Below are 22,095 nucleotides of genomic sequence, written 5' to 3'. Positions count from 1 at the left end.
CTTTGGTTTGTTTTGACGTGTGTTGTTTTGACGTTGTTGAGACAAGCTATGAAGGGCACATGGTGGATGCCTTGGCATCAAGAGCCGATGAAGGACGTTGGAGCCTGCGATAAGCCCTGGGGAGTTGGCAACCAAGCTGTGATCCGGGGGTGTCCGAATGGGGAAACCCAGCACGAGTCATGTCGTGTTACCTGCACCTGAACACATAGGGTGTGTGGAGGGAACGTCGGGAAGTGAAACATCTCAGTACCGACAGGAAGAGAAAACAACAGTGATTCCGAGAGTAGTGGCGAGCGAAATCGGATGAGGCTAAACCGTGTCTGTGTGATACCCGGCAGGGGTTGCAGACGCGGGGTCGTGGGACCGCTCATCACGTGCTGCCGTGCGTGGAGGAAGTAAGAAACCTGTGTGGAAGTCGAAGTCGGTTGGAAAGCCGTACCGTAGAGGGTGATAGGCCCGTAGACGTAAAGCGCAGGCTTCCGAGCGTGTTCCCAAGTAACACGGAACCCCTGAAATTCCGTGTGAATCTGGCGGGACCACCCGTTAAGCCTAAATACTCCTTGATGACCGATAGCGGACAAGTACCGTGAGGGAAAGGTGAAAAGTACCCCTGGCGGGGAGTGAAATAGTACCTGAAACCGTGTGCCTACAATCCGTCGGAGCCTGACGCATCCTTGTGGTGTGGGTGGGTGACGGCGTGCCTTTTGAAGAATGAGCCTGCGAGTTTGCGGTGTGTTGCGAGGTTAACCCGTGTGGGGAAGCCGTAGCGAAAGCGAGTCCGAATAGGGCGTTTCAGTAGCGCGCTCAAGACCCGAAGCGAAGTGATCTATCCATGGGCAGGTTGAAGCGTCGGTAAGACGACGTGGAGGACCGAACCCACTTAGGTTGAAAACTGAGGGGATGACCTGTGGATAGGGGTGAAAGGCCAATCAAACTTCGTGATAGCTGGTTCTCCCCGAAATGCATTTAGGTGCAGCGTTGCGTGTTTCTTGCCGGAGGTAGAGCACTGGATAGCCGATGGGCCCTACAAGGTTACTGACGTTAGCCAAACTCCGAATGCCGGTAAGTGAGAGCGCAGCAGTGAGACTGCGGGGGATAAGCTCCGTAGTCGAGAGGGAAACAGCCCAGACCATCAGCTAAGGCCCCTAAGCGGTGACTAAGTGGAAAAGGATGTGGAGTCGCATTGACAACCAGGAGGTTGGCTTGGAAGCAGCCACCCTTGAAAGAGTGCGTAATAGCTCACTGGTCAAGTGATTCCGCGCCGACAATGTAGCGGGGCTCAAGTCATCCGCCGAAGCTATGGCATTCAGCGAATACATCAGCATCCACTTGATGGGTGTTCAGTGCGCTGGATGGGTAGGGGAGCGTCGTGTGGGCAGTGAAGCGTCGGAGTGATCCAGGCGTGGAGGCCACACGAGTGAGAATGCAGGCATGAGTAGCGAATCACGGGTGAGAAACCCGTGCGCCGAATGATCAAGGGTTCCAGGGTCAAGCTAATCTGCCCTGGGTAAGTCGGGACCTAAGGCGAGGCCGACAGGCGTAGTCGATGGACAACGGGTTGATATTCCCGTACCGGCGAAGTTGCGCCCATGACGAACCTGGTGATGCTAACCACCCGAAACTCATCGGACCGGACCCTTCGGGGCGAGGCTGGTGAGCGGAGCGTGGGACCCGAGCTGGTAGTAGTCAAGCGATGGGGTGACGCAGGAAGGTAGCCCAGCCACAGCGATGGTTGTCTGTGGGCAAGCGCGTAGGACGTGGTGTAGGCAAATCCGCACCATCCACTTCAGTGTGGAGTCTGAGACGTGACGCGGAGCCATATATGGCGAAGTGGGTGATCCTATGCTGTCGAGAAAAACCTCTAGCGAGCAACGAGCCGCCCGTACCCCAAACCGACTCAGGTGATCAAGTAGAGAATACTAAGGCGATCGAGACAACCATGGTTAAGGAACTCGGCAAAATGCCCCCGTAACTTCGGGAGAAGGGGGGCCCGGATCGTGAACCCACTTGCTGGGGGAAGCGTGAAGGGCCGCAGAGACCAGGGGAAAGCGACTGTTTACTAAAAACACAGGTCCGTGCGAAGTTGTAAGACGATGTATACGGACTGACTCCTGCCCGGTGCTGGAAGGTTAAGAGGACCGGTTAGGCAGCAATGCCGAAGCTGAGAATTTAAGCCCCAGTAAACGGCGGTGGTAACTATAACCATCCTAAGGTAGCGAAATTCCTTGTCGGGTAAGTTCCGACCTGCACGAATGGAGTAACGACTTTCCCACTGTCTCAACCATGGACTCGGCGAAATTGCACTACGAGTAAAGATGCTCGTTACGCGCGGCAGGACGGAAAGACCCCGGGACCTTTACTATAGTTTGGTATTGGTGTTTGGTACGGCTTGTGTAGGATAGGTGGGAGACTGTGAAGTCCACACGCCAGTGTGGGTGGAGTCAACGTTGAAATACCACTCTGGTCGTACTAGATGTCTAACCTAGGTCCGTCATCCGGATCAGGGACAGTGCCTGATGGGTAGTTTAACTGGGGCGGTTGCCTCCTAAAATGTAACGGAGGCGCTCAAAGGTTCCCTCAGCCTGGTTGGCAATCAGGTGGCGAGTGTAAGTGCACAAGGGAGCTTGACTGTGAGACAGACATGTCGAGCAGGGACGAAAGTCGGAACTAGTGATCTGGCCACGGCATGTGGAAGCGTGGTCACTCAACGGATAAAAGGTACCCCGGGGATAACAGGCTGATCTTCCCCAAGAGTCCATATCGACGGGATGGTTTGGCACCTCGATGTCGGCTCGTCGCATCCTGGGGCTGGAGTAGGTCCCAAGGGTTGGGCTGTTCGCCCATTAAAGCGGCACGCGAGCTGGGTTTAGAACGTCGTGAGACAGTTCGGTCCCTATCCGCCGCGCGCGCAGGAAACTTGAGAAAGGCTGTCCCTAGTACGAGAGGACCGGGATGGACGAACCTCTGGTGTGCCAGTTGTTCTGCCAAGAGCACGGCTGGTTGGCTACGTTCGGAAGTGATAACCGCTGAATGCATCTAAGCGGGAAGCACGTTTCAAGATGAGGTTTCCCACCCAATAATGGGGTAAGGCCCCCCACAGAACATGGGGTTGATAGGCCGGAGGTGTACAGCAGTAATGCCTAGCCGACCGGTACTAATAGGCCGAGGGCTTGTCCCAACCACGTACAAAACAACACACGCTGAGCGTGCACGGTTTTGACACGTGAACCACGCGCAAACCAACGAACACACACACTTGTTCGCGTCCACTACGCAGTTCCCAACCAACAAACCCGTCCCGCGACAGCGGGGGTTTGAGAGGGTTGAAAGAGTTACGGCGGCCATAGCGAAACGGGAAACACCCGGTCCCATACCGAACCCGGAAGTTAAGCCTTTCAGCGCCGATGGTACTGCAACCGAGAGGTTGTGGGAGAGTAGGACGCCGCCGGACAAACATTGTGGAAGTGGGGCCGCCTTCGGGCGGCCCCACTTTTGCATTTCCTGGTGGCCACCGGAATCCGCTTCCTGACCACTACGTGTCCACAGGTGGTCTCACCAGGGCGTCGTCCACAGACCTCGAGCATGGCCTGCCCATGGCGTCCTACCGAACGGGCACAGTCGTCGCAGGAGGTGCACTGTGACCACGACGGACACGACACGAACGAAGAAGCGGCCAGCAGCAGGAGCGACGGGGCGACGGTCGAAACCGGCGCCGGAGGACCCGGCAGGACCGTCCCGGTCTGGACCACCCGCCGAGGACGGTGACTCAGGCATCAACGACGTCCGACTGCTCGGCCGGATGACCAGCGTCCCTGTCGTCGTCGACCTGCCGAGCGGTGACGCGCTGGTGAGCTTCCGCGTGTCCGTTCCGCGCAGCCCGGGGTCGGCACGGGCCAGCTCGACCTCCGGTCAGAGGGTCGACTCGATTCCCTGCTCAGCGTGGAGCCCGGCCCTGCGGCGACGCATCGCCGGCTGGCGTCCCGGGGACACGGTCGAGGTGTCCGGCGCGGTGTGTTGCCGCTTCTACCAGGCTGGCGGCGCGACCCGCTCGCGGGTCGAGGTGGTCGTCTCGTCGGCGAGGATCATCCGCCGTTCACCGGCCGCATGATCACGCCGATGCTGGGTTTGGGCTGGAAGGAGGTCGCCTTCTCCGGAAGGAGCCCCCCTGACTCGACGAGCGCTCGCACCTGGTCGAAGTCAGGACTGGGCAAGAGCACGGCCGGTGCCGCGGGTGAGGTCGCAGCAAGTGCCTCCTCCACCGTGTGGTGGTGCTCGAGGCGCCTGGGCCGCTCCGGCAGTCGGGGGAGGACGTGGTCGTGGAGCCACGACACGGCTGCCTCGCGATCGAGCCGGTCCGGGGCGACGGCGTACCAGGTGCTGCCGTCCGTGAGCACCAGGTGCGTGCTGTCGAGTGCCCCGAGAGCGTGCTGCCGGGACTGGGCGGTGACGTCGGCTCCCGCCGCTCGGGTCGCCTCCACGAGCACGTCGAGGCCGACGTCTGGGAGGGTCCGATGGATCGCCCCGAGGAAGAGGGGGGTGTCGTCCTGGTCGACCAGCATCGCGAGGCCGGCGTCCCAGGCGGTGCCCGGGTGCTCCTCCTGCAGCCGCAGGTAGGCGGCGTACCGGTGGTGCCCGTCGGCCAGGAGGCACCGGCTCTCCGCGACGAGCTCGGCGATCCGGGCCACCGCCATCTCGTCCCGCACGGCCCAGAGTCGCTGCCGTTGGCCGGTGCGGTCGAGATAGCGCCAGTCGGGGTCGGTGCGGGCGACCTCGTCGACGAGCTCGCGGAGCTCCTTCCGACCGTGGTGGACCAGCAGGATGGGCGCGGGATTGAGGTCCATCTGCAGCATCCGGTCGGCCAGCTCGCCTGCCTGCTCGGGGTGGATCGCCTCGTGCGGCCACACGGCGCGGTCGGCCAGGGCGTCGGCACGCTCGGACATCCGCAGGGCTCCGACGAGGCCGCGCACGGTGAGGCCTCCCGAGGTGTACTCGTGGAGGTAGAGGGCGGGTGCGGTGTCGGCGGTCGCGTCGCCGCGCTCGATCCACTGGATCAACCGCGCTGCGACGTCGCGGTAGGGTCGCGCCAGTGCTCGTGCGGAGGCGGGGTCACCCACGCGCGTCGGGGACAGCATCACCGCCCGGAACGGGAGCAGCTCGAGGGGTTTCGCCACGTACGGAGGCACGACGGTGGCGGAGTCCATCGGAGCATCGTAGGGGGACGCTCGTCACAATCCGGAAAGGGGTGGACCATGCTCGAGGAGTCTGCGGCTCCGCTCGTGGAGGCCCACGACCTGGTCATGTTCGACCTCGACGGGGTGGTCTACGTCGGGGGTGAGGCGATCGATGGCGTCGCCGAGGTGATCGACCGGGTTCGGGGGTCCGGACGGCATGTCGCCTTCGTCACCAACAACGCCTCGCGCACCCCCGACGAGGTGGCGGCCAAGCTGACCAAGGTCGGTGTTGCCGCCGAGCCGGGCGACGTGGTCACGTCGGCGCAGGCCGCGGCACGCCTGCTGGCCGAGGAACACGGAGAGGGCGCACGGGTGCTGCTCCTCGGGGGAGAGGGCCTGAGGGTCGCTCTCCTCGAGGCGGGTCTCGTTCCCGTCGAGGACCCCGACGGCGCGGTGGCGGTCGCGAGCGGCTACGGGCCGGACGTGCGCTGGCGAGACATCATGCGTGCCGCGACGCTCGTGCGCGACGGGCTGCCCTACGTGGCGAGCAACACGGACCTGACGATCCCGACGCCCTACGGTCTCGCTCCCGGGCACGGCGTGCTGGTGCGGACGATCACCGGCTTCGCCGGCGTCGACGCGATCGTTGCCGGCAAGCCGGAGAGACCGCTCATGGAGGAGACCGTCCTCCGGGTGGGCGGCGACCGGCCACTGATGATCGGCGACCGCCTCGACACCGACATCGAGGGCGCCCACGCGATCGACGCACCGTCACTGCTGGTGCTCACCGGGGTGACCTGGTTGCAGGAGCTGGCCGCGGCGCAGCCGGCGTTGCGGCCGACGTACGTCTCCCCGACGCTGGCGGGACTGTTCGAGCCGCACCCGGTGCCCAGCGTCACGGGCGCCGACGTCGAGCTGGGCGGCTGGACCGCGACCGTCGAGGACGGGCGACTGGACGTGGCCGGGGCCGGCAGCGACGCCGACTGGTGGCGCGTGGCGGCGACGGCGTGCTGGCGCCACCTGGACGACACGGGCAGCCCGGCAGACGTCTCCGACACGAAGCCGCCCGGACCGGTCCGACAGCTGGGCGCCGAGTAGGGTCTCGGCCATGAGCGAGCTGCCCGACCACGAGCCGACCGGCGTCGAGGCGGTCGACCGTGTGCTGGCCGAGGTGACGGCCCTGGCCGACGCCCCGGTGGCCGAGCACGTCGCGGTGTTCGAGCGCGCCCACGAGCAGCTGCGCCGAGCCCTCGACGCCCGCCCCGACGCGCCCGGCGACCTCCGGGGCGACTGAGGCGACCGGTGCCCCCCAGACGTCTACGACTGGACCAGGAGCTTGTGCGGCGTGGCCTGGCCCGTTCGCGCGAGCACGCGAGCGAGCTCGTGGCCGCCGGCCGGGTGACGGTCTCGGGTGCGCCGGCCACCAAGCCGGCCACGGGTGTGACCACTGACGTCGCGATCGTGGTCAAGGACGACCCCACCTCGGTGGACTACGTCTCCCGGGGCGGGCACAAGCTGGCCGGGGCGCTGGCGGCGTTCGCCGACCACGGGCTCAGCGTCGACGGGAAGCGGTGCCTGGACGCCGGCGCGTCCACCGGTGGGTTCACCGACGTCCTGCTGCGGGCCGGCGCGCGCGAGGTGGTGGCCGTGGACGTCGGCTACGGCCAGCTGGCCTGGTCGCTGCAGAGCGACGAGCGGGTGCAGGTGCACGACCGCACCAACATCCGTGAGCTCACCCTCGACGTCATCGGTGAGCCGGTCGACCTCGTCGTGGGTGACCTCTCCTTCATCTCCCTCGCCCTGGTCCTCGAGCCGCTGCTGTCGGTGACCCGTGAGGACGGCGAGCTGGCACTCATGGTGAAGCCCCAGTTCGAGGTGGGCAAGGAGCGCGTCGGCAAGGGCGGCGTCGTACGCGACCTCGCGCTGCGCGCCGAGGCGGTCACCGCCATCGCCGACCTCGCCGCCGAGCGCGGCTGGGGAGCGAGGGCCGTCACGGTGAGCCCGCTCCCCGGACCGTCGGGCAACGTCGAGTTCTTCCTGCTGCTGCGCCGCGGGCCGGCCTCGATCGGAGCGGACGAGATCCGCGCCGAGGTCGAGCGCGCCGGGTCGTTGGGGGTGGCGGGTGAGAGGGTGGACCCGTGAGCACCCCCAGCCCCCAGCGCCGCGTCCTGGTGCTCGCCCACACCGGCCGGGCAGAGGTGCGAGAGGTGGCCCGGGCCTGCGTCCAGAGCCTGACCGCCCACGGGATCGCCGTACGACTGCTGGCTGACGAGGCCGCTGACCTGGGGCTGGCGGACATCGACGGCCTGGTCGAGACCACCAACCCCGACGACGTGCCCGGGGAGGGCTGCGAGCTGGTGCTCGTCATCGGCGGCGACGGCTCGATCCTCCGCGCCGCCGAGCTGACCCACGCCACCAGCACCCCGCTGCTCGGGGTCAACCTCGGGCACGTCGGGTTCCTGGCGGAGGCCGAGCAGGAGGACGTCGAGTCCACCATCGCCGCCATCGTCGCGCGCGACTACACCGCCGAGGACCGTCTCACCCTCGACGTCTGCGTGCTCGTGGGCAAGGAAGTCCGGTTCTCCACCTTCGCGCTCAACGAGGCCAGCGTGGAGAAGGCGGCGCGCGAGCGCATGCTCGAGGTCGTCGTCGAGGTCGACGGGCGGCCGCTGTCGCGGTGGGGCTGCGACGGGGTCGTGTGCGCCACGCCGACGGGCTCGACCGCCTACAACTTCAGCGCCGGCGGACCCGTGGTGTGGCCCGAGGTCGAGGCCCTCCTCATGGTCCCGCTGAGCGCGCACGCGCTCTTCGCGCGCCCGATGGTGGTGGCGCCCACGTCGGTGCTCGCCGTCGAGGTGCTGTCCAACACCGAGGGCTCCGGCGTGCTGTGGTGCGACGGACGGCGCACGGTGGACCTGCCGCCGGGTGCCCGCATCGAGGTGCGCCGCGGCGCCCGGCCGGTGCGGCTCGTCCGCCTCCACCACGCCCCGTTCACCGACCGGCTGGTCGCGAAGTTCGACCTGCCCGTCGAGGGCTGGCGCGGCGCTGCCGAGCGCCGGCGCCGGGACAACGGCGAGACCGATGCTTGAGGAGCTGCGGATCAGCCAGCTCGGCGTCATCGAGTCCTCGACGCTGGAGCTCGGGCCCGGCCTGACCGTGATCACCGGTGAGACGGGCGCGGGCAAGACGATGGTCGTGACCGCGCTGGGGCTGCTGCTCGGCGGACGCGCCGACTCGGGCGCGGTGCGCTCGGGTGCCAAGCAGGCCCGCGTCGAGGGCGTCGTCACCGCGCGTGACCTCGACGGCTTCCGTGGTGCCGTCGAGGACGCCGGCGGTGAGGTTGAGGACGGCCAGGTCGTGCTTGCGCGCAACGTCGCGGCCCAGGGCCGCTCGCGCGCCTGGGTCGGTGGCGCCTCGGTGCCGGTGACCACGCTGGCCGACGTCGCCGAGCCCCTCGTGGCCGTGCACGGCCAGTCCGACCAGCACCGCCTGCTCCGCGCCGGGGCGCAGCGTGCCTCGCTCGACCGGTTCGGTGGTGAGCCGCTGGCCGCAACGACGTCGTCGTACGCCGCGCTCTGGGCGGAGCTGGTCGTGACCGAGCGGACGCTGGCCGAGGTCGTCGGCTCCGCCCGGGAGCGCGCTCGGGAGGCCGACCAGCTGAGGTTCGGGCTCGGAGAGGTCGAGTCCGTCGACCCGCAGCCGGGGGAGGACGCCGAGCTCGCCGCCGAGGAGACCCGCCTCGGGTTCGCCGACACGCTGCGCACGGCCGCGGAGACGGCGCGCGAGGCGCTCTCGAGCGAGGAGGGCGCACCCGACGCCCTGGCCACGACGAGCACGGCACGGCAGGCGCTCGACGGCGTCCGCGAGCACGACCCCGCCGCGGGGGAGCTGGCCGACCGGCTCACCGAGCTCGGCCACCTCCTGGTCGACGTCGCCGGCGACGTCGCGTCCTACGCCGCCTCCCTCGACACCGACCCTGCCCGGCTGGCCGCCGTGTCCGAGCGCCGGGCGTCCCTGACGGCCCTCACGCGCAAGTACGGCGAGACGATCGACGAGGTGCTCGCCTGGGCCGAGGACGGCGCGAAGCGGCTGCTCGACCTCGAGGACACCGACGGCCAGATCGCCGAGCTGGAGTCACGCCGTGACCGCATCCGCGCCGAGCTCGGCGAGCTTGCCGGCACCCTCAGCGCCCAGCGGCAGGAAGCGGCGCACCGGCTCGGCGTCGCGGTCAGCGACGAGCTCACGTCACTGGCGATGCCGCACGCCACCGTCACCATCGCGGTGAGCCAGCAGGACACTCCGACCCCCGAGACGCCGGCCGGACCGCAGCTGCTCGTGGACGGCCGCTGGGTGCGCGCCGGTGTGCACGGCATCGACGACGTGGAGTTCCTGCTCGCCGCCAACACCGGCGCCGACGCCCGTCCCCTCCACAAGGGCGCGTCGGGTGGCGAGCTGTCCCGCGTGATGCTGGCGCTCGAGGTGTCGCTGGCCGAGACCGGTTCCGTGCCGACGTTCGTCTTCGACGAGGTCGACGCCGGAGTCGGCGGCAAGGCCGCGATCGAGGTCGGACGCCGGCTGGCCGCCCTCGCCCGCACCTCCCAGGTCCTGGTCGTGACCCACCTGCCCCAGGTCGCCGCCTACGCCGATCGGCACGTGGTCGTGCACAAGTCGAACGACGGCACCGTGACGACCTCCGGGCTCGTGTCGCTCACCGACGACGACCGGGAGCGCGAGCTGTCGCGCATGCTCGCCGGCGTGGAGGACTCCGACAGCGCCCGCGCCCATGCGCGAGAGCTGCTCGACGCCGCCGCGCCCGAGCGGGCGTGCCTCCCGGAGAGGCCCACCCGCGGCTGACACCATGGCGCGGTCATGAAGTTCGCAGTCCGCTCCCGCCAAGCCCCCGCCCTGCCCGGTGTGCACGGTCCCGCCCGCGTGCACCGTCGTACGGCCAGCGTCCTCGGACGCCTGCACGCAGGTGACGTCGCCGTGCTCGACCACCTCGACATGGACCGCGCGACCGCCCAGGCGCTGGTCGACGCCGGCGTCGTGGCCGTGGTCAACGCCAGCCCGATGATCTCGGGCCGCTTCCCCAACATGGGCCCCGACCTGCTGGTCGACGCGGGCCTCGCGGTCGTCGACAGCGTCGGCGCCGAGGTCTTCGACCGCGTCCGCGACGGCGCCGTCCTGCGGGTCGACGGTGGAGCGGTGCACGTGGGGGCCGAGCAGGTCGCCGAGGGCCGCGAGCTGACCCCCGACCTCGTGGCTTCGGAGATGGACCGCGCCCGCTCGGGCCTGTCCGCCCAGCTCGAGAGCTTCACCCACAACAGCACCGAGTTCCTCCGCCGCGAGCAGGACCTGCTGCTGCACGGCCACGGCGTGCCGCGCACCGCGACCGAGATGGCCGGACGCCCGGTCGTGGTGGCCGTGCGCTCCCACGGGTGGGAGGAGGAGCTGCGCGGCATCAAGCCCTTCCTCCGGGAGCAGCGTCCGGTCCTCGTCGGTGTCGACCGCGGCGCCGATGCGCTCGCGAGTGCCGGGCACCGCCCCGACGTGGTCGTGGTGACCGGCGCTTCCGACGACCTGCCCGCGGCCGCGGTGCTGCGCCGCGCGCGCGACGTCGTCGTCCTCGTCGAGCGCGGTGCGCCCCGCAGCGCCACCGAGCCCTTCGAGCGCCTCGGCATCCGGCCGCTGCGCTTCGAGACCACCGCCACGACCGAGGACGCAGCCCTGCTGCTCGCCTCGGCCCACGAGGCGGCGCTGATCGTCGGCGTCGGCATGCACGCCACGCTCGACGAGTTCCTGGACCGGCGCCGCAGCGGCCTGGCCAGCACCTTCCTGACCCGCCTCAAGCTCGGGCCCGACCTCGTCGACGCGGCAGCGCTGCCCCGGCTCTACGACGGTGCCGTCCGACCGCGCCACCTGGTCGGTGCCCTCGCCGCCGGGGTGCTCGCGCTCGCCGCCGCCGTGAGCGTGACACCGGTCGGCCAGCAGTGGGTCGACGACCTGTCCCCGGGCGTCACCAGCACCACGTCCGACCTGATCGACAACGTCCGAGGAATCCTCCCGTGATCACCCTGCGCCACCACCTGCTCACCATCGTCGCCGTCTTCCTGGCGCTCGCTGCCGGGATCGTCCTCGGTGGCGGTCCACTGTCCGACGTCGGACCGACCGTCGCGACGTCCTCCTCGGAGGACGAGGGATCCGATCCCGTCGAGGGCGGGGCCCAGGCCGACTACACCGAGAGCTTCGTCTCCGCGCTGGGCCCGGCGACGGTCGGCGGCCGACTCGCCGAGCGGTCGGTCGCGGTGGTCACGGTGCCGGGCGCCGACGAGCAGGTCGTCGCGGCGCTCACCGACCAGGTGTCGGCTGCCGGCGGCACGGTCAGCGCCCGGTACGACCTGTCCGAGGACCTGGTCGACCCGAGCCAGAAGTCGCTGGTCGACACGCTCGGCAGCCAGCTGCTCACCCAGCAGGCCGAGGGCGACGTCGCCGCCGACGCGTCGACGTACGACCGGATCGGGCAGCTGCTCGGCATCGCCGTCGCCAGCAAGGAGGCCGAGGGGCAGGACGTCAACGGCAAGGCACGCGCCATCGTCGACGCCGTCAGCGGCGCGGGCCTGATGGCGGCACCCGGTGACGTCGACCAGCGCTCGCCGCTGGTGCTGGTCGTGCTCGGCACCGACGCCGGCGACGAGGGCTCCGACGCCATCCTCGCCGGGCTCGCCCGAGGGCTGGCCGTCCAGGCAGCCGGTGTCGTGGTGGCGGGCACCACCGCCGACGGTGCCGACGGCCAGCTCGGCCAACTGCGCGCCGACCCTGCCTCGGCGGGCGTCGCGACCCTCGACGGCGTGGACACGGCGGCGGGCCGGGTGGCGACGATCCTCACACTCCAGCGCTCACTGACGACACCGGGCGGAGCATTCGGTGCGTCGGGTGCCGACGGACCCGTCCCCCTCGGGTAGGATCGAAGCCCGTGAAGAGCCGCACGCCGACCAAGCACGTATTCGTGACCGGAGGCGTCGCCTCCTCCCTCGGCAAGGGGCTCACCGCCTCCAGCCTGGGCAACCTGCTGAAGGCGCGCGGACTGCGCGTCACGATGCAGAAGCTGGATCCCTACCTCAACGTGGATCCCGGCACGATGAACCCCTTCCAGCACGGCGAGGTCTTCGTGACCAACGACGGTGCGGAGACCGACCTCGACATCGGTCACTACGAGCGGTTCCTCGACACCGACCTCAACCAGATCGCCAACGTGACGACCGGTCAGGTCTACTCGACCGTGATCGCCAAGGAGCGCCGCGGCGACTACCTCGGCGACACCGTGCAGGTGATCCCGCACATCACCAACGAGATCAAGGACCGCATCCTCGCGATGGGCGGCCCTGACATCGACGTGGTCATCACCGAGGTCGGCGGGACCGTCGGCGACATCGAGTCGCTGCCGTTCCTCGAGGCCGCTCGGCAGACGCGGCACGAGATCGGACGCGACAACTGCTTCTTCATCCACGTCTCGCTGGTGCCCTACATCGGCCCGTCGGGCGAGCTGAAGACCAAGCCCACCCAGCACTCGGTCGCCGCCCTGCGCTCGATCGGCATCCAGCCCGACGCCATCGTGTGTCGCGCCGACCGTGAGCTCCCTGACGGCATCAAGCGCAAGATCGCCCTCATGTGCGACGTCGATGACGAGGCCGTGGTCACCGCCGCCGACGCGCCGTCCATCTACGACATCCCCAAGGTGCTGCACCGCGAGGGCCTCGACGCCTACGTCGTACGCCGTCTCGACCTGCCCTTCCGCGACGTCGACTGGACCGACTGGGACGACCTGCTCCGCCGCGTGCACCACCCGTCGGAGGAGGTCACGATCGCGCTGGTCGGCAAGTACATCGACCTGCCCGACGCCTACCTGTCCGTCAGCGAGGCGCTGCGCGCCGGCGGCTTCGCCCACGACGCCAAGGTCCACATCCGCTGGGTCGCCTCGGACGAGTGCCAGACCGAGGCCGGTGCGGCCAAGCACCTCTCCGACGTCGACGCGGTGCTCGTGCCCGGCGGCTTCGGCGTACGGGGGATCGAGGGCAAGCTGGGTGCGCTGCACTACACCCGCACGCACGGCATCCCGACCCTCGGGCTGTGCCTGGGCCTGCAGTGCATGGTGATCGAGTACGCCCGCAACGTGGCCGGCCTGACCAAGGCGGGGTCGACGGAGTTCGACCCCGACACCGTCGAGCCGGTCATCGCCACGATCGAGGAGCAGAAGAAGTACGTCGACGGCGCCGGCGACCTCGGCGGCACCATGCGGCTCGGCCTGCAGAAGGCCGACCTCCTCGAGGGCAGCGTCGTCCGGGCGACGTACGGCTCGGCGACGGTCGAGGAGCGTCACCGCCACCGCTACGAGTTCAACGACGCCTACCGCGACACCCTCGCCCGGGCGGGCATGGTCTTCTCGGGCGTGAACCCCGAGCTGGGTCTGGTCGAGTTCGTCGAGCTCCCCGCCGACGTGCACCCCTACTACGTCGCCACCCAGGCGCACCCCGAGCTGCGCTCGCGGCCCACGCGGCCACACCCGCTGTTCGCCGGGCTCGTCGGTGCGGCCATCGAGCGCCAGCGCTCCGAGCGGTTCCCGCTCGACGAGTCGGGACTCCGACGCAAGGACGACGTCACCGAGGCCTGACACCCCCTGACCGGGCAGGAAGGGGGGAGGTCAGGGTCCAGGACGGGCAGGAAGTGCCCGGTCAGGGTCCGGGACGGGCAGGAAGCGCCCGGTCAGAGGCGGCGGGCCTGCAGGATCCGGCCGAGGACGAACGAGTTCGACCGGAGCTGGTTGCGGGCGTAGGCCATCAGGCTGGGGTCGTCGGCGGCTGCCTCGGCGGCGGCGAGGAACGTCTCGTCGCCGGCGCCGAGGGGGTACATCGCGCGAATGGTGAGGCCCTGGTTGAGCAACCCGCCCTTCAGCGTGTGCAGCTCCTCGAGGTAGCGGTGCGCGAAGGGCGCGAGCAGCTCGGCCTGGCCGGGGCGCCAGAACGTCGAGCCCAGCACGAGCGTCTCGCGGCTCGCCGGCACGGCGTAGTCGACGAAGAACGCCCGCCAGACCTCCTCCTTGGCCTCGACGTCGGGCCGCGCAGCGAGCACAGCCAAGCGGCGCATGCCGGCGTCCGGGTCGGGGTCGGACTCGAGCAGGCGGCGTACCGCATCCTCGTCGTAGTCGCCGAGCTCGGCGCGGCGCACGGCCATCCGCCAGGCCAGGTCGAGGTCGCTGGCGTCGTCGGCGGCCGACTGGAGGACGGACCAGTGCTCGTCGGTGGAGGCGGCGGACGCGAGGGTGCGCAGGGCTGCCTGGCGGGCGTCGGGGACGTCGACGAGCCCGACCACCGCGTCGGCCAGGGCGGCCAGGAGTGCCGGGGACTCGCTCGCGGGCGCCCACCGGTCGGCGACCAGCAGCGCCTGGCTGAGGAGGGGCTCGACGAGCGCCGGGCTGGTCTCGGAGGCGAGCGCGCGGGTCAGCGCGGCCGAGACGTCGCGAGGCGCGACGTCACCGAGCAGCAGCAGCTGGCCGGCGGTCGCCGCGACGAGTGCCCGGTCGAGCGGGTCGTCGAGCTGGTGGACACGCTCGAGCATCAGCCGCAGCGAGGTCGGGTCGGGCTTGACGGCCGCGAACGTGTAGTCGCCGGCGTTGAGCAGGCGGAGGTCACCGGCAGGCAGGTCGACCGGCGTGCGCGGGCCGGTCACCTCGTGGGAGGAGCGGCCGACCGGCACCAGCGAGTCGCCGGAGGCGTCGAAGACGGCGACGTCGAGCCGGTGGGGACGGGGCTCCTGGCCGTCGGTCGTCTCCACGACCAGCGCGTCGTCGACGAGCTGGACGACGTCGGTGCCGGCCTCGTCGAGCCAGGCCTTGGTCCACGCCGACAGGTCGCGTCCGGAGGCCCGCGCGTAGCAGTCCATCAGGTCGTCGAGCCGGGTGTTGGAGAAGGCGTAGCGGCTGAAGTAGTCACGCAGTCCCTCGACGAACGCGTCCTCGCCGATGTAGGCCACGAGCTGGTGCAGGACGCTCTGGCCCTTGACGTAGGTGATCGCGTCGAAGTTGGACATCGCCGACGAGACGTCGGGCACCTCGCTGCGGATGGGGTGGCGCGCCGGGCTCATGTCCATCTCGTAGGCCGTGCGCTTGAAGGCGGCGAGGAAGGTGGCCCACTGGTCGGTGAACTCCGTCGCGGCGGCCATCCCCCAGTTGGCGGCCCAGGACGCGAAGGCCTCGTTGAGCCACAGGTCGTCCCACCACTGCATCGTCACGAGGTCGCCGAACCACATGTGCGCCATCTCGTGGAAGATGAACTCCGCCCGGACGGCGCGCTGCGCGTGGGTCGGGGGAGTGCGGAAGAGCTGGCCGTCGCCGTAGGTGACGCATCCCCAGTTCTCCATCGCGCCGCCGAGGTTGGGCACGAACACCTGGTCGTAGCGCTCCTGCGGGAACGGGTAGCCGAACCGCTCGCCGAAGAAGGCGAGGCCCTGCCGGGTGAGGGTGACCATCTCGTCGAGGTCCCGCTCGAGGATCGGCACGAGCGACTGGCGGCAGTAGAACCCGAGGTCGTGGCCGTCGTGCTGCTGCCGCACCTCGTGGAACGGCCCCGCGTTGACCACGACGACGTACGTCGACAGGCGCGGCGTGTCGGGGAAGGTCCAGACCCGCGCGTCGTCGGTCGCGGCGTCCACGATCGACTCCGGCGCCCCGTTGGAGGTGACGAGCCACGAGGACGGGGCGGTGACGACGAAGCGGTGGGGCGCCTTGAGGTCGGGCTGGTCGAAGCAGGCCCAGACGCGGCGGGCCTCGTCGGGCTCGAGGCTGGTCCAGACGTAGACGAGCTTGTCGGTCGGGTCGACGGTGCGGAGGATGCCCTCGCCCGTGGCCGTGTTGGTGGTGCTCGCCTCGACGACGAGCACGTTGTCGGCCGCGAGGGCGGGGAGCGGGAGGCGGCCGTCGGCCGCGGCGGACACGTCGACGTCGTCGCCGTTGAGGGTCGCTCGGGTCACGTCCATCGCGACGTCGACGAAGGTGGTCGCGCCGGGCTCGGAGCAGGTGAAGGTGATGGTGCTGGTGGAGCGCCACTCCTCGCCCTCGAGCAGGCCGGTCATGTCCACGTCGATGTCGTAGCGCCGGACCTCCAGCAGGTCCGACCGGGTCTTCGCTTCGTGCGTGGTGAGGGTCGACAACGTCATGGGGGCGAACCTAACTCACGCCGTCCACTAGCGTCGGCGGCATGAGCGATGCGACCGATGCGACCGATGCGACCGGGACCGATCGACCGCACGAGCTCGCCGACCGGCCGATGACGTGGCCGGTGGTGTCAAGCCACGACCTGCACCGCGACGACTGGGTGGTGGCGCTGCGCGAGGACCGGATCACCCGACCCGGGCACCCCGAGGAGTTCAGCCGGCTCAGCCTGGAGCACCCGGGGGCCGTGATCGTCCTGGCGGTGGACGACGACGAGCGCGTGATGTGCCTGCGGCAGTACCGCCACACCAGCGGGCACGAGTTCGTCGAGCTCCCCGCCGGCCTGCGCGACGCGGGTGACGAGCCGCCGGTGGAGACGGCGAAGCGGGAGCTGCGCGAGGAGGTCGAGCTCGACGCCGCGCACTGGCGGCTGCTGTTGAGCACCTACTCGAGCGCGGGGATCACCGACGAGGTGCACGAGATCTTCCTGGCCCGCGGGTTGACCCACGCACCGCGAGGGGACTTCGAGATGGAGCACGAGGAGGCCGAGATGGAGCGCTTCTGGGTGCCGATGGCCGACCTCCTCGACGCGGTCCTGGAGGGCCGGGTGCGGCAGGGTCCGCTGGCGCAGGCGGTGCTGGCGTACGACGTGCTGAAGCGCCGGGGGACCCTGGACGTCCCAGAGGGGTCCGGGGAGTAGTCTGCCCTCGCTGTGAGGCGAGCCACACCGTGGTGGCCCCTCGGAACACTTGAGGAGCAAGGCATGAAGGTCGGCGTACCCAAGGAAGTCAAGAACCGCGAGTACCGGGTGGCCCTGACCCCGATCGGCGTGCACGAGCTCGTCCAGCACGGCCACGACGTCGTGGTGCAGAAGAGCGCCGGCGAGGGATCGCAGATCCCCGACGAGGAGTACGTCGCCGCGGGTGCCACGATGCTCGACACGGCCGACGACGTGTGGGGCGAGGCCGAGATGGTCCTCAAGGTCAAGGAGCCCGTCGCCGAGGAGTACGCGCGGATGCGCGAGGGCCAGACCCTCTTCACCTACCTCCACCTCGCTGCCGACAAGCCCCTCACCGAGGAGCTGATGAAGCGCAAGGTCACCGGTATCGCCTACGAGACGGTCCAGCTGCCCTCGGGCGGCCTGCCGCTGCTCTACCCGATGTCGGAGGTCGCGGGCTGCCTGGCCCCGCAGGTCGGCGCCCACGCGCTGCTCAAGGCCAACGGCGGACGCGGCGTCCTCATGGGTGGTGTCGGCGGGGTGGCCAACGCCAAGGTCGTCATCATCGGCGCCGGCGTCTCGGGCCAGAACGCCGCCAACATCGCGCTCGGCATGGGCGCCGACGTGACGCTGCTCGACACCGACCTCGACAAGCTGCGGATGTCGTTCTGGCGCTACAACAACCGCGTCCACGGCCTGGCGTCGTCCAAGCTCGCCATCGAGCAGCAGGTGATGGAGGCCGACATGGTCATCGGCGCCGTGCTGATCCCCGGCGCCGCGGCGCCCAAGCTGGTGAGCAACGACCTGGTCTCGCGGATGAAGCCGGGCTCGGTGCTCGTCGACATCGCGATCGACCAGGGCGGCTGCTTCGAGGACTCGCACGCCACGACCCACGACGACCCGACCTACGCGGTGCACGACTCGACCTTCTACTGCGTGGCCAACATGCCCGGCGCGGTGCCCAACACCTCGACGTATGCCCTCACCAACGCGACGCTGCCCTACGCCGTGGCGCTCGCCGACAAGGGCTGGCAGCAGGCACTGCGCGACGACCGGAGCCTGGCCCTCGGCCTCAACACCCACGCGGGGCAGCTCACCAACGCGCCCGTCGGCGAGGCCGTCGGCATCGAGTCGGTGGACCTCGACACCGTCCTCGGGTGAGCTCCGGGGCGAGGCTGGACCGCGCGGTCCGCACCTACCTCGACCACCTGGCGGTCGAGCGTGGACTGGCGACCAACACGCTCAGCTCCTACCGGCGTGACCTGGCCCGCTACGACGAGTTCCTGACCGGGCAGGGCATCGACGACCTGGACGCGGTCACCGAGGCGACGGTGGCCGCGTTCCTGGTCAGCCTGCGTGAGGGGAGCGAGGCCCACCCGCCGCTGAGCGCGACGTCGGCGGCGCGGACCGTGGTGGCGGTGCGCGGCTTCCACAAGTTCGCGGTCGCCGACGGGCTGGCGGCGGCGGACCCGGCGGCGGCCGTCAAGCCGCCGACCCCCGCGAAGCGGCTGCCCAAGGCGTTGCCGCTGTCCGACGTCGAGGCGATCCTCGAGGCTGCGGGCGCTCCCGACACCGTCCTCGCCCTGCGCGACCGGGCCCTGCTCGAGCTGCTCTACGGCACCGGCGCGCGCATCTCCGAGGCCGTCGGGCTCGACGTCGACGACCTCGACCAGGTCGACGGCACGGTGCTGCTGCGCGGCAAGGGCGGCAAGGAGCGGCTGGTCCCGGTCGGCGGCTACGCCCGCGACGCCGTGGCGGCGTACCTCACCCGCGCGCGGCCCGAGCTCGTCGGGGCCGGCACGGGTGGTCCCGCGATGTTCCTCAACTCCCGTGGCGGCCGGCTGTCGCGGCAGAGCGCGTGGGCAGTGCTGGTGAAGGCCGCCGAGCGGGCCGGCGTGACGGCGTCGGTGTCGCCGCACACGCTGCGGCACTCGTTCGCCACCCACCTGCTCGACGGGGGCGCCGACGTGCGCGTGGTCCAGGAGCTGCTCGGCCACGCGTCCGTCACCACCACGCAGGTCTACACGCTCGTCACGGTCGACAACCTGCGCGAGGTCTTCGCCACCGCCCACCCGCGGGCCCGGGAGTGAGCCGGGAGTGAGCCGGGTGCGCGCCGCCTGCCGGTGCGCAGCCGCCTGATGGTTGGATCGACCCATGCCGGATCCTGTGCGCCTCGACACCCGGGTCCCGACGGGCGCCGACCCGGACGCGGTCTACGACGCCTTCACCGGCTGGGTGGCCGACCAGGGCCTGGACCTCTACCCGCACCAGGACGAGGCCGTCATCGAGCTGCTTGGCGGCAACCACGTCGTCCTCGCGACGCCGACCGGGTCGGGCAAGTCGCTGGTCGCGATCGGCGCCCACGTCGCGGCCCTCGCCCGCGACCAGGTCAGCTTCTACACCGCCCCGATCAAGGCGCTCGTCAGCGAGAAGTTCTTCGCCCTCATCGAGGTCTTCGGCGCCGACAACGTCGGGATGCTGACCGGCGACGCCGCGGTCAACCCGGACGCCCCGATCATCTGCTGCACGGCCGAGGTGCTGGCCAACATCGCGCTCCGCGAGGGGCGCTCGGCAGACGTCGGGCTGGTCGTGATGGACGAGTTCCACTTCTACTCCGAGCACGACCGCGGGTGGGCCTGGCAGGTGCCGCTGCTCGAGCTGGTCGACGCCCAGTTCCTCCTGATGTCGGCGACGCTGGGCGACGTGTCGTTCTTCGTGGAGGACCTGAAGCGACGCACCGGCCGTGACACCGCCGTCGTCGACGACGCCGAGCGCCCGGTGCCGCTGAGCTTCCGCTGGTCGATGGAGCCGCTCGACGACACCCTCGAGGAGCTCGTCACCACCGGCCAGGACCCGGTGTACGTCGTCCACTTCACCCAGGCCGCCGCGGTCGAGCACGCCACCAACCTGCTGCGCCGCCCACCCGCCAAGGTCGACAAGGACGCGATCGCCGAGAGGATCGGCGCCTTCCGCTTCGGTGCGGGCTTCGGCAAGACGCTGTCGCGCCTGGTGCGCAACGGCATCGGCGTCCACCACGCCGGCATGCTGCCGAAGTACCGCCGGCTCGTCGAGACGCTCGCGCAGGCCGGTCTGCTGCGCGTCATCTGCGGCACCGACACCCTGGGGGTCGGCATCAACGTGCCGATCCGGACGGTGCTGTTCACCGGGCTGGCCAAGTTCGACGGCACCCGGCAGCGGGTGCTCCGGACCCGGGAGTTCCAGCAGATCGCCGGCCGGGCCGGCCGCGCGGGCTACGACACGGCCGGCTACGTCGTCGTACAGGCCCCGGAGCACGTGATCGAGAACGAGCAGGCGAAGGCCAAGTCCGCTGCCCGGGTGGCGGCCGGCAAGAAGAAGTCGAAGGCACAGCTCAAGAAGGCCCCGGAGGGCACGGTCGTGTGGACCGAGCAGACCTTCGACAAGCTGGTGGCCGGCGTGCCGGAGCGGCTGACGAGCCGGATGAAGGTCGACAACGCGATGCTGATCAACGTGGTGTCCCGGGAGGAGGACGCCTTCGCGGTCATGCGTCGACTCCTCACCGACAACCACGAGGAGCGTCGAGGGCAGCTTCGCCTCGCGCGGCGTGCCCTGCGGCTGTCGCGCTCGCTGGTGCGCACCGGGATCGTGACCCGCCTGCCGGAGCTCGACGACTTCGGCCGACGCTACGCGCTCAGCGTGGACGTGCCCGACGACTTCGCCCTCAACCAGCCGCTCGCCCACTTCGCACTCGCCGCGTTCGACGTGCTCGACCCCGAGTCCGAGACCTACGGGCTGGACGTGATCTCCGTCGTGGAGGCCGTCCTCGAGGCACCGCGGCAGATCCTCATGGCCCAGCAGCACGCCGCGCGGGGCGAGGCGATCGGTGAGATGAAGGCCGACGGCCTCGAGTACGACGAGCGGATGGCGCTGCTGGAGGAGATCACCTGGCCGCAGCCGCTGCGCGAGCTCCTGGAGGCCCTCTACGAGACCTACCGGCAGACGCACCCCTGGCTCCCCGACGACGCGCTCGGCCCCAAGTCGGTGGTGCGCGAGATGTGGGAGCAGGGGATGGGGTTCACCGACTTCGTCGGCCGCTACCAGCTCACCCGGTCCGAGGGGCTGGTGCTGCGCTACCTCACCGACGCCTACCGCACGCTGCGCCAGACCGTGCCGGAGGCGCACCGCGCCCCCGAGGTCGAAGACGTCATCGAGTGGCTGGGGGAGACCGTGCGTCAGACCGACTCCTCGCTCCTCGACGAGTGGGAGGCGCTGTCGGACCCCGACCACGCGTCGTCCGCCGTGGCGCACCACGAGCCACCGCCCCCGCCGCGTCCGCTCTCGAAGCAGGAGCGTCCGTTCGGGGTGATGCTGCGCAACGCGATGTGGGCCCGCGTCGACGCCGTCTCCCGCGACGACCTCGACGGGCTGGTCCGCCTCGAGCGGGCGGCAGCGGACCGGACCGACCCACCTCGACAGGTCGTCGTCGGCCGGTCGGTGTGGGACGCGGCGATCGAGGACTACTACGCCGAGCACGACCGCGTCCTGACCGACGGCGACGCCCGCGGACCCGACCTGCTCGTCGTGGGGGAGGAGCGCACCGGCGAGCCGGTCGGCGCCGAGGAGGGCACCACGGCCCGCCTGCGCGACGTACGCCAGACGATCCACGACCCCGAGGACCACCACGACTGGGTCATCGAGGCGGTGGTGGACTGCGACGCCACCGACTCCGCCGGCGAGCTGGTGCTGGCGACGGTGGCGATGCGGCGGCTGTGAGACCGGCTGTGAGACCGGCTGTGAGGACCGGCAAGCGGGCACGTAGAGTCCGCGCGCGGCTTCCGCAACTGGTGCGCAGACTGTCGACGTGTCGACAAAGTTGGCGGCGCTCGGCATGGTCCAATCGGGTTCCAGGCCGATGCACGTCAGATGCGATGAGGAGCAAGACATGAGCGGATTCCCCGGTCACGACACGGGCAGCAGTGCCCCGCAGATGCCGCCCCTCGTGCGACCGCCGCACCCGCAGCAGA

15 protein-coding genes and 2 rRNA genes are annotated in these 22,095 nt (G+C 69.8%); 15 read left to right on the top strand and 2 right to left on the bottom strand.

Annotated features, from left to right (window positions below; genetic code table 11):
• Positions 1-39: 39 nt before the first annotated feature.
• From ACNKF0_RS12235 to ACNKF0_RS12225, 3 genes are all read left to right on the top strand, one after another.
• Positions 40-3,178 (top strand): 23S ribosomal RNA (locus tag ACNKF0_RS12235).
• A gap of 155 nt (positions 3,179-3,333) precedes the next feature.
• Positions 3,334-3,451: ribosomal RNA gene (rrf, locus tag ACNKF0_RS12230) — 5S ribosomal RNA — on the top strand.
• Positions 3,452-3,799: 348 nt separating this feature from the next.
• On the top strand, positions 3,800-4,108 hold the full coding sequence (locus tag ACNKF0_RS12225) for a single-stranded DNA-binding protein (RefSeq protein ID WP_416952467.1): 309 nt from the start codon (positions 3,800-3,802) through the stop codon (positions 4,106-4,108).
• Here the strand turns inward: ACNKF0_RS12225 and ACNKF0_RS12220 are convergent.
• Positions 4,083-5,201 (bottom strand): DUF1015 family protein, encoded by a 1,119-nt coding sequence (locus ACNKF0_RS12220; protein WP_416952465.1) that lies wholly within the window; start codon positions 5,199-5,201, stop codon positions 4,083-4,085. The genes ACNKF0_RS12225 and ACNKF0_RS12220 overlap by 26 nt on opposite strands.
• Positions 5,202-5,249: 48 nt before the next feature.
• On the opposite strand from ACNKF0_RS12220, the gene ACNKF0_RS12215 reads away from it, so the two are divergent.
• The 8 genes from ACNKF0_RS12215 to ACNKF0_RS12180 are packed head-to-tail and all read left to right on the top strand — an operon-like array spanning position 5,250 to position 13,839.
• Entirely contained in the window at positions 5,250-6,269 is a 1,020-nt protein-coding gene (locus ACNKF0_RS12215; RefSeq protein ID WP_416952463.1) for an HAD-IIA family hydrolase, read from the top strand.
• Between the two features lie 10 nt (positions 6,270-6,279).
• Positions 6,280-6,465, top strand: coding sequence for a hypothetical protein (locus tag ACNKF0_RS12210; RefSeq protein ID WP_416952461.1), 186 nt, complete (start codon positions 6,280-6,282; stop codon positions 6,463-6,465).
• Positions 6,466-6,473: 8 nt separating this feature from the next.
• Positions 6,474-7,313, top strand: coding sequence for a TlyA family RNA methyltransferase (locus ACNKF0_RS12205; protein ID WP_416952459.1), 840 nt, complete (start codon positions 6,474-6,476; stop codon positions 7,311-7,313).
• On the top strand, positions 7,310-8,260 hold the full coding sequence (locus ACNKF0_RS12200) for an NAD kinase (protein ID WP_416952457.1): 951 nt from the start codon (positions 7,310-7,312) through the stop codon (positions 8,258-8,260). The genes ACNKF0_RS12205 and ACNKF0_RS12200 overlap by 4 nt, the downstream gene beginning before the upstream one ends.
• On the top strand, positions 8,253-10,025 hold the full coding sequence (gene recN / locus ACNKF0_RS12195; protein ID WP_416952455.1) for a DNA repair protein RecN: 1,773 nt from the start codon (positions 8,253-8,255) through the stop codon (positions 10,023-10,025). The genes ACNKF0_RS12200 and recN overlap by 8 nt, the downstream gene beginning before the upstream one ends.
• A 15-nt stretch (positions 10,026-10,040) precedes the next feature.
• Positions 10,041-11,240 carry a putative cytokinetic ring protein SteA gene (steA, locus tag ACNKF0_RS12190; protein WP_416952453.1) on the top strand — a complete coding sequence of 400 codons (1,200 nt, stop codon included), beginning with the start codon at positions 10,041-10,043 and terminating at the stop codon, positions 11,238-11,240.
• Positions 11,237-12,133 carry a copper transporter gene (locus ACNKF0_RS12185; protein WP_416952451.1) on the top strand — a complete coding sequence of 299 codons (897 nt, stop codon included), beginning with the start codon at positions 11,237-11,239 and terminating at the stop codon, positions 12,131-12,133. Before steA ends, ACNKF0_RS12185 begins: the two co-directional genes overlap by 4 nt.
• A gap of 11 nt (positions 12,134-12,144) precedes the next feature.
• Positions 12,145-13,839, top strand: coding sequence for a CTP synthase (locus ACNKF0_RS12180; RefSeq protein ID WP_416952449.1), 1,695 nt, complete (start codon positions 12,145-12,147; stop codon positions 13,837-13,839).
• A 92-nt stretch (positions 13,840-13,931) separates the two neighbouring features.
• On the opposite strand, the gene pepN is transcribed toward ACNKF0_RS12180, so the two are convergent.
• Positions 13,932-16,379: an aminopeptidase N gene (gene pepN, locus ACNKF0_RS12175; RefSeq protein ID WP_416952447.1), complete on the bottom strand. Its 2,448-nt coding sequence runs from the start codon at positions 16,377-16,379 to the stop codon at positions 13,932-13,934.
• Between the two features lie 41 nt (positions 16,380-16,420).
• On the opposite strand from pepN, the gene ACNKF0_RS12170 reads away from it, so the two are divergent.
• The 4 genes from ACNKF0_RS12170 (at position 16,421) to ACNKF0_RS12155 (ending at position 21,844) form a co-directional block, all read left to right on the top strand.
• Positions 16,421-17,074: an NUDIX domain-containing protein gene (locus ACNKF0_RS12170; protein WP_416952445.1), complete on the top strand. Its 654-nt coding sequence runs from the start codon at positions 16,421-16,423 to the stop codon at positions 17,072-17,074.
• 63 nt (positions 17,075-17,137) lie between these two features.
• Positions 17,138-18,253, top strand: coding sequence for an alanine dehydrogenase (gene ald / locus ACNKF0_RS12165; RefSeq protein ID WP_416952443.1), 1,116 nt, complete (start codon positions 17,138-17,140; stop codon positions 18,251-18,253).
• The gene (xerD, locus tag ACNKF0_RS12160) at positions 18,250-19,182 is read left to right on the top strand and encodes a site-specific tyrosine recombinase XerD (RefSeq protein WP_416952441.1); all 933 of its coding nucleotides are present in this window, start codon (positions 18,250-18,252) and stop codon (positions 19,180-19,182) included. Before ald ends, xerD begins: the two co-directional genes overlap by 4 nt.
• A 64-nt stretch (positions 19,183-19,246) precedes the next feature.
• On the top strand, positions 19,247-21,844 hold the full coding sequence (locus ACNKF0_RS12155) for a DEAD/DEAH box helicase (protein WP_416952439.1): 2,598 nt from the start codon (positions 19,247-19,249) through the stop codon (positions 21,842-21,844).
• The last annotated feature ends 251 nt before the right edge of the window (positions 21,845-22,095 follow it).

The organism is Nocardioides sp. T5 (genome assembly GCF_048161455.1).
GTDB lineage: Bacteria > Actinomycetota > Actinomycetes > Propionibacteriales > Nocardioidaceae > Nocardioides.
This window is presented reverse-complemented; position numbering and strand designations above follow the sequence as displayed.

Coding starts and splice junctions, on each gene's coding strand:
- pepN (WP_416952447.1), bottom strand. CDS start 16,379: ATGACGTTGTCGACCCTCACCACGCACGAAGCGAAGACCCGGTCGGAC.
- ACNKF0_RS12215 (WP_416952463.1), top strand. CDS start 5,250: ATGCTCGAGGAGTCTGCGGCTCCGCTCGTGGAGGCCCACGACCTGGTC.
- ald (WP_416952443.1), top strand. CDS start 17,138: ATGAAGGTCGGCGTACCCAAGGAAGTCAAGAACCGCGAGTACCGGGTG.
- ACNKF0_RS12210 (WP_416952461.1), top strand. CDS start 6,280: ATGAGCGAGCTGCCCGACCACGAGCCGACCGGCGTCGAGGCGGTCGAC.
- ACNKF0_RS12220 (WP_416952465.1), bottom strand. CDS start 5,201: ATGGACTCCGCCACCGTCGTGCCTCCGTACGTGGCGAAACCCCTCGAG.
- ACNKF0_RS12155 (WP_416952439.1), top strand. CDS start 19,247: ATGCCGGATCCTGTGCGCCTCGACACCCGGGTCCCGACGGGCGCCGAC.
- recN (WP_416952455.1), top strand. CDS start 8,253: ATGCTTGAGGAGCTGCGGATCAGCCAGCTCGGCGTCATCGAGTCCTCG.
- ACNKF0_RS12225 (WP_416952467.1), top strand. CDS start 3,800: ATGACCAGCGTCCCTGTCGTCGTCGACCTGCCGAGCGGTGACGCGCTG.
- ACNKF0_RS12170 (WP_416952445.1), top strand. CDS start 16,421: ATGAGCGATGCGACCGATGCGACCGATGCGACCGGGACCGATCGACCG.
- steA (WP_416952453.1), top strand. CDS start 10,041: ATGAAGTTCGCAGTCCGCTCCCGCCAAGCCCCCGCCCTGCCCGGTGTG.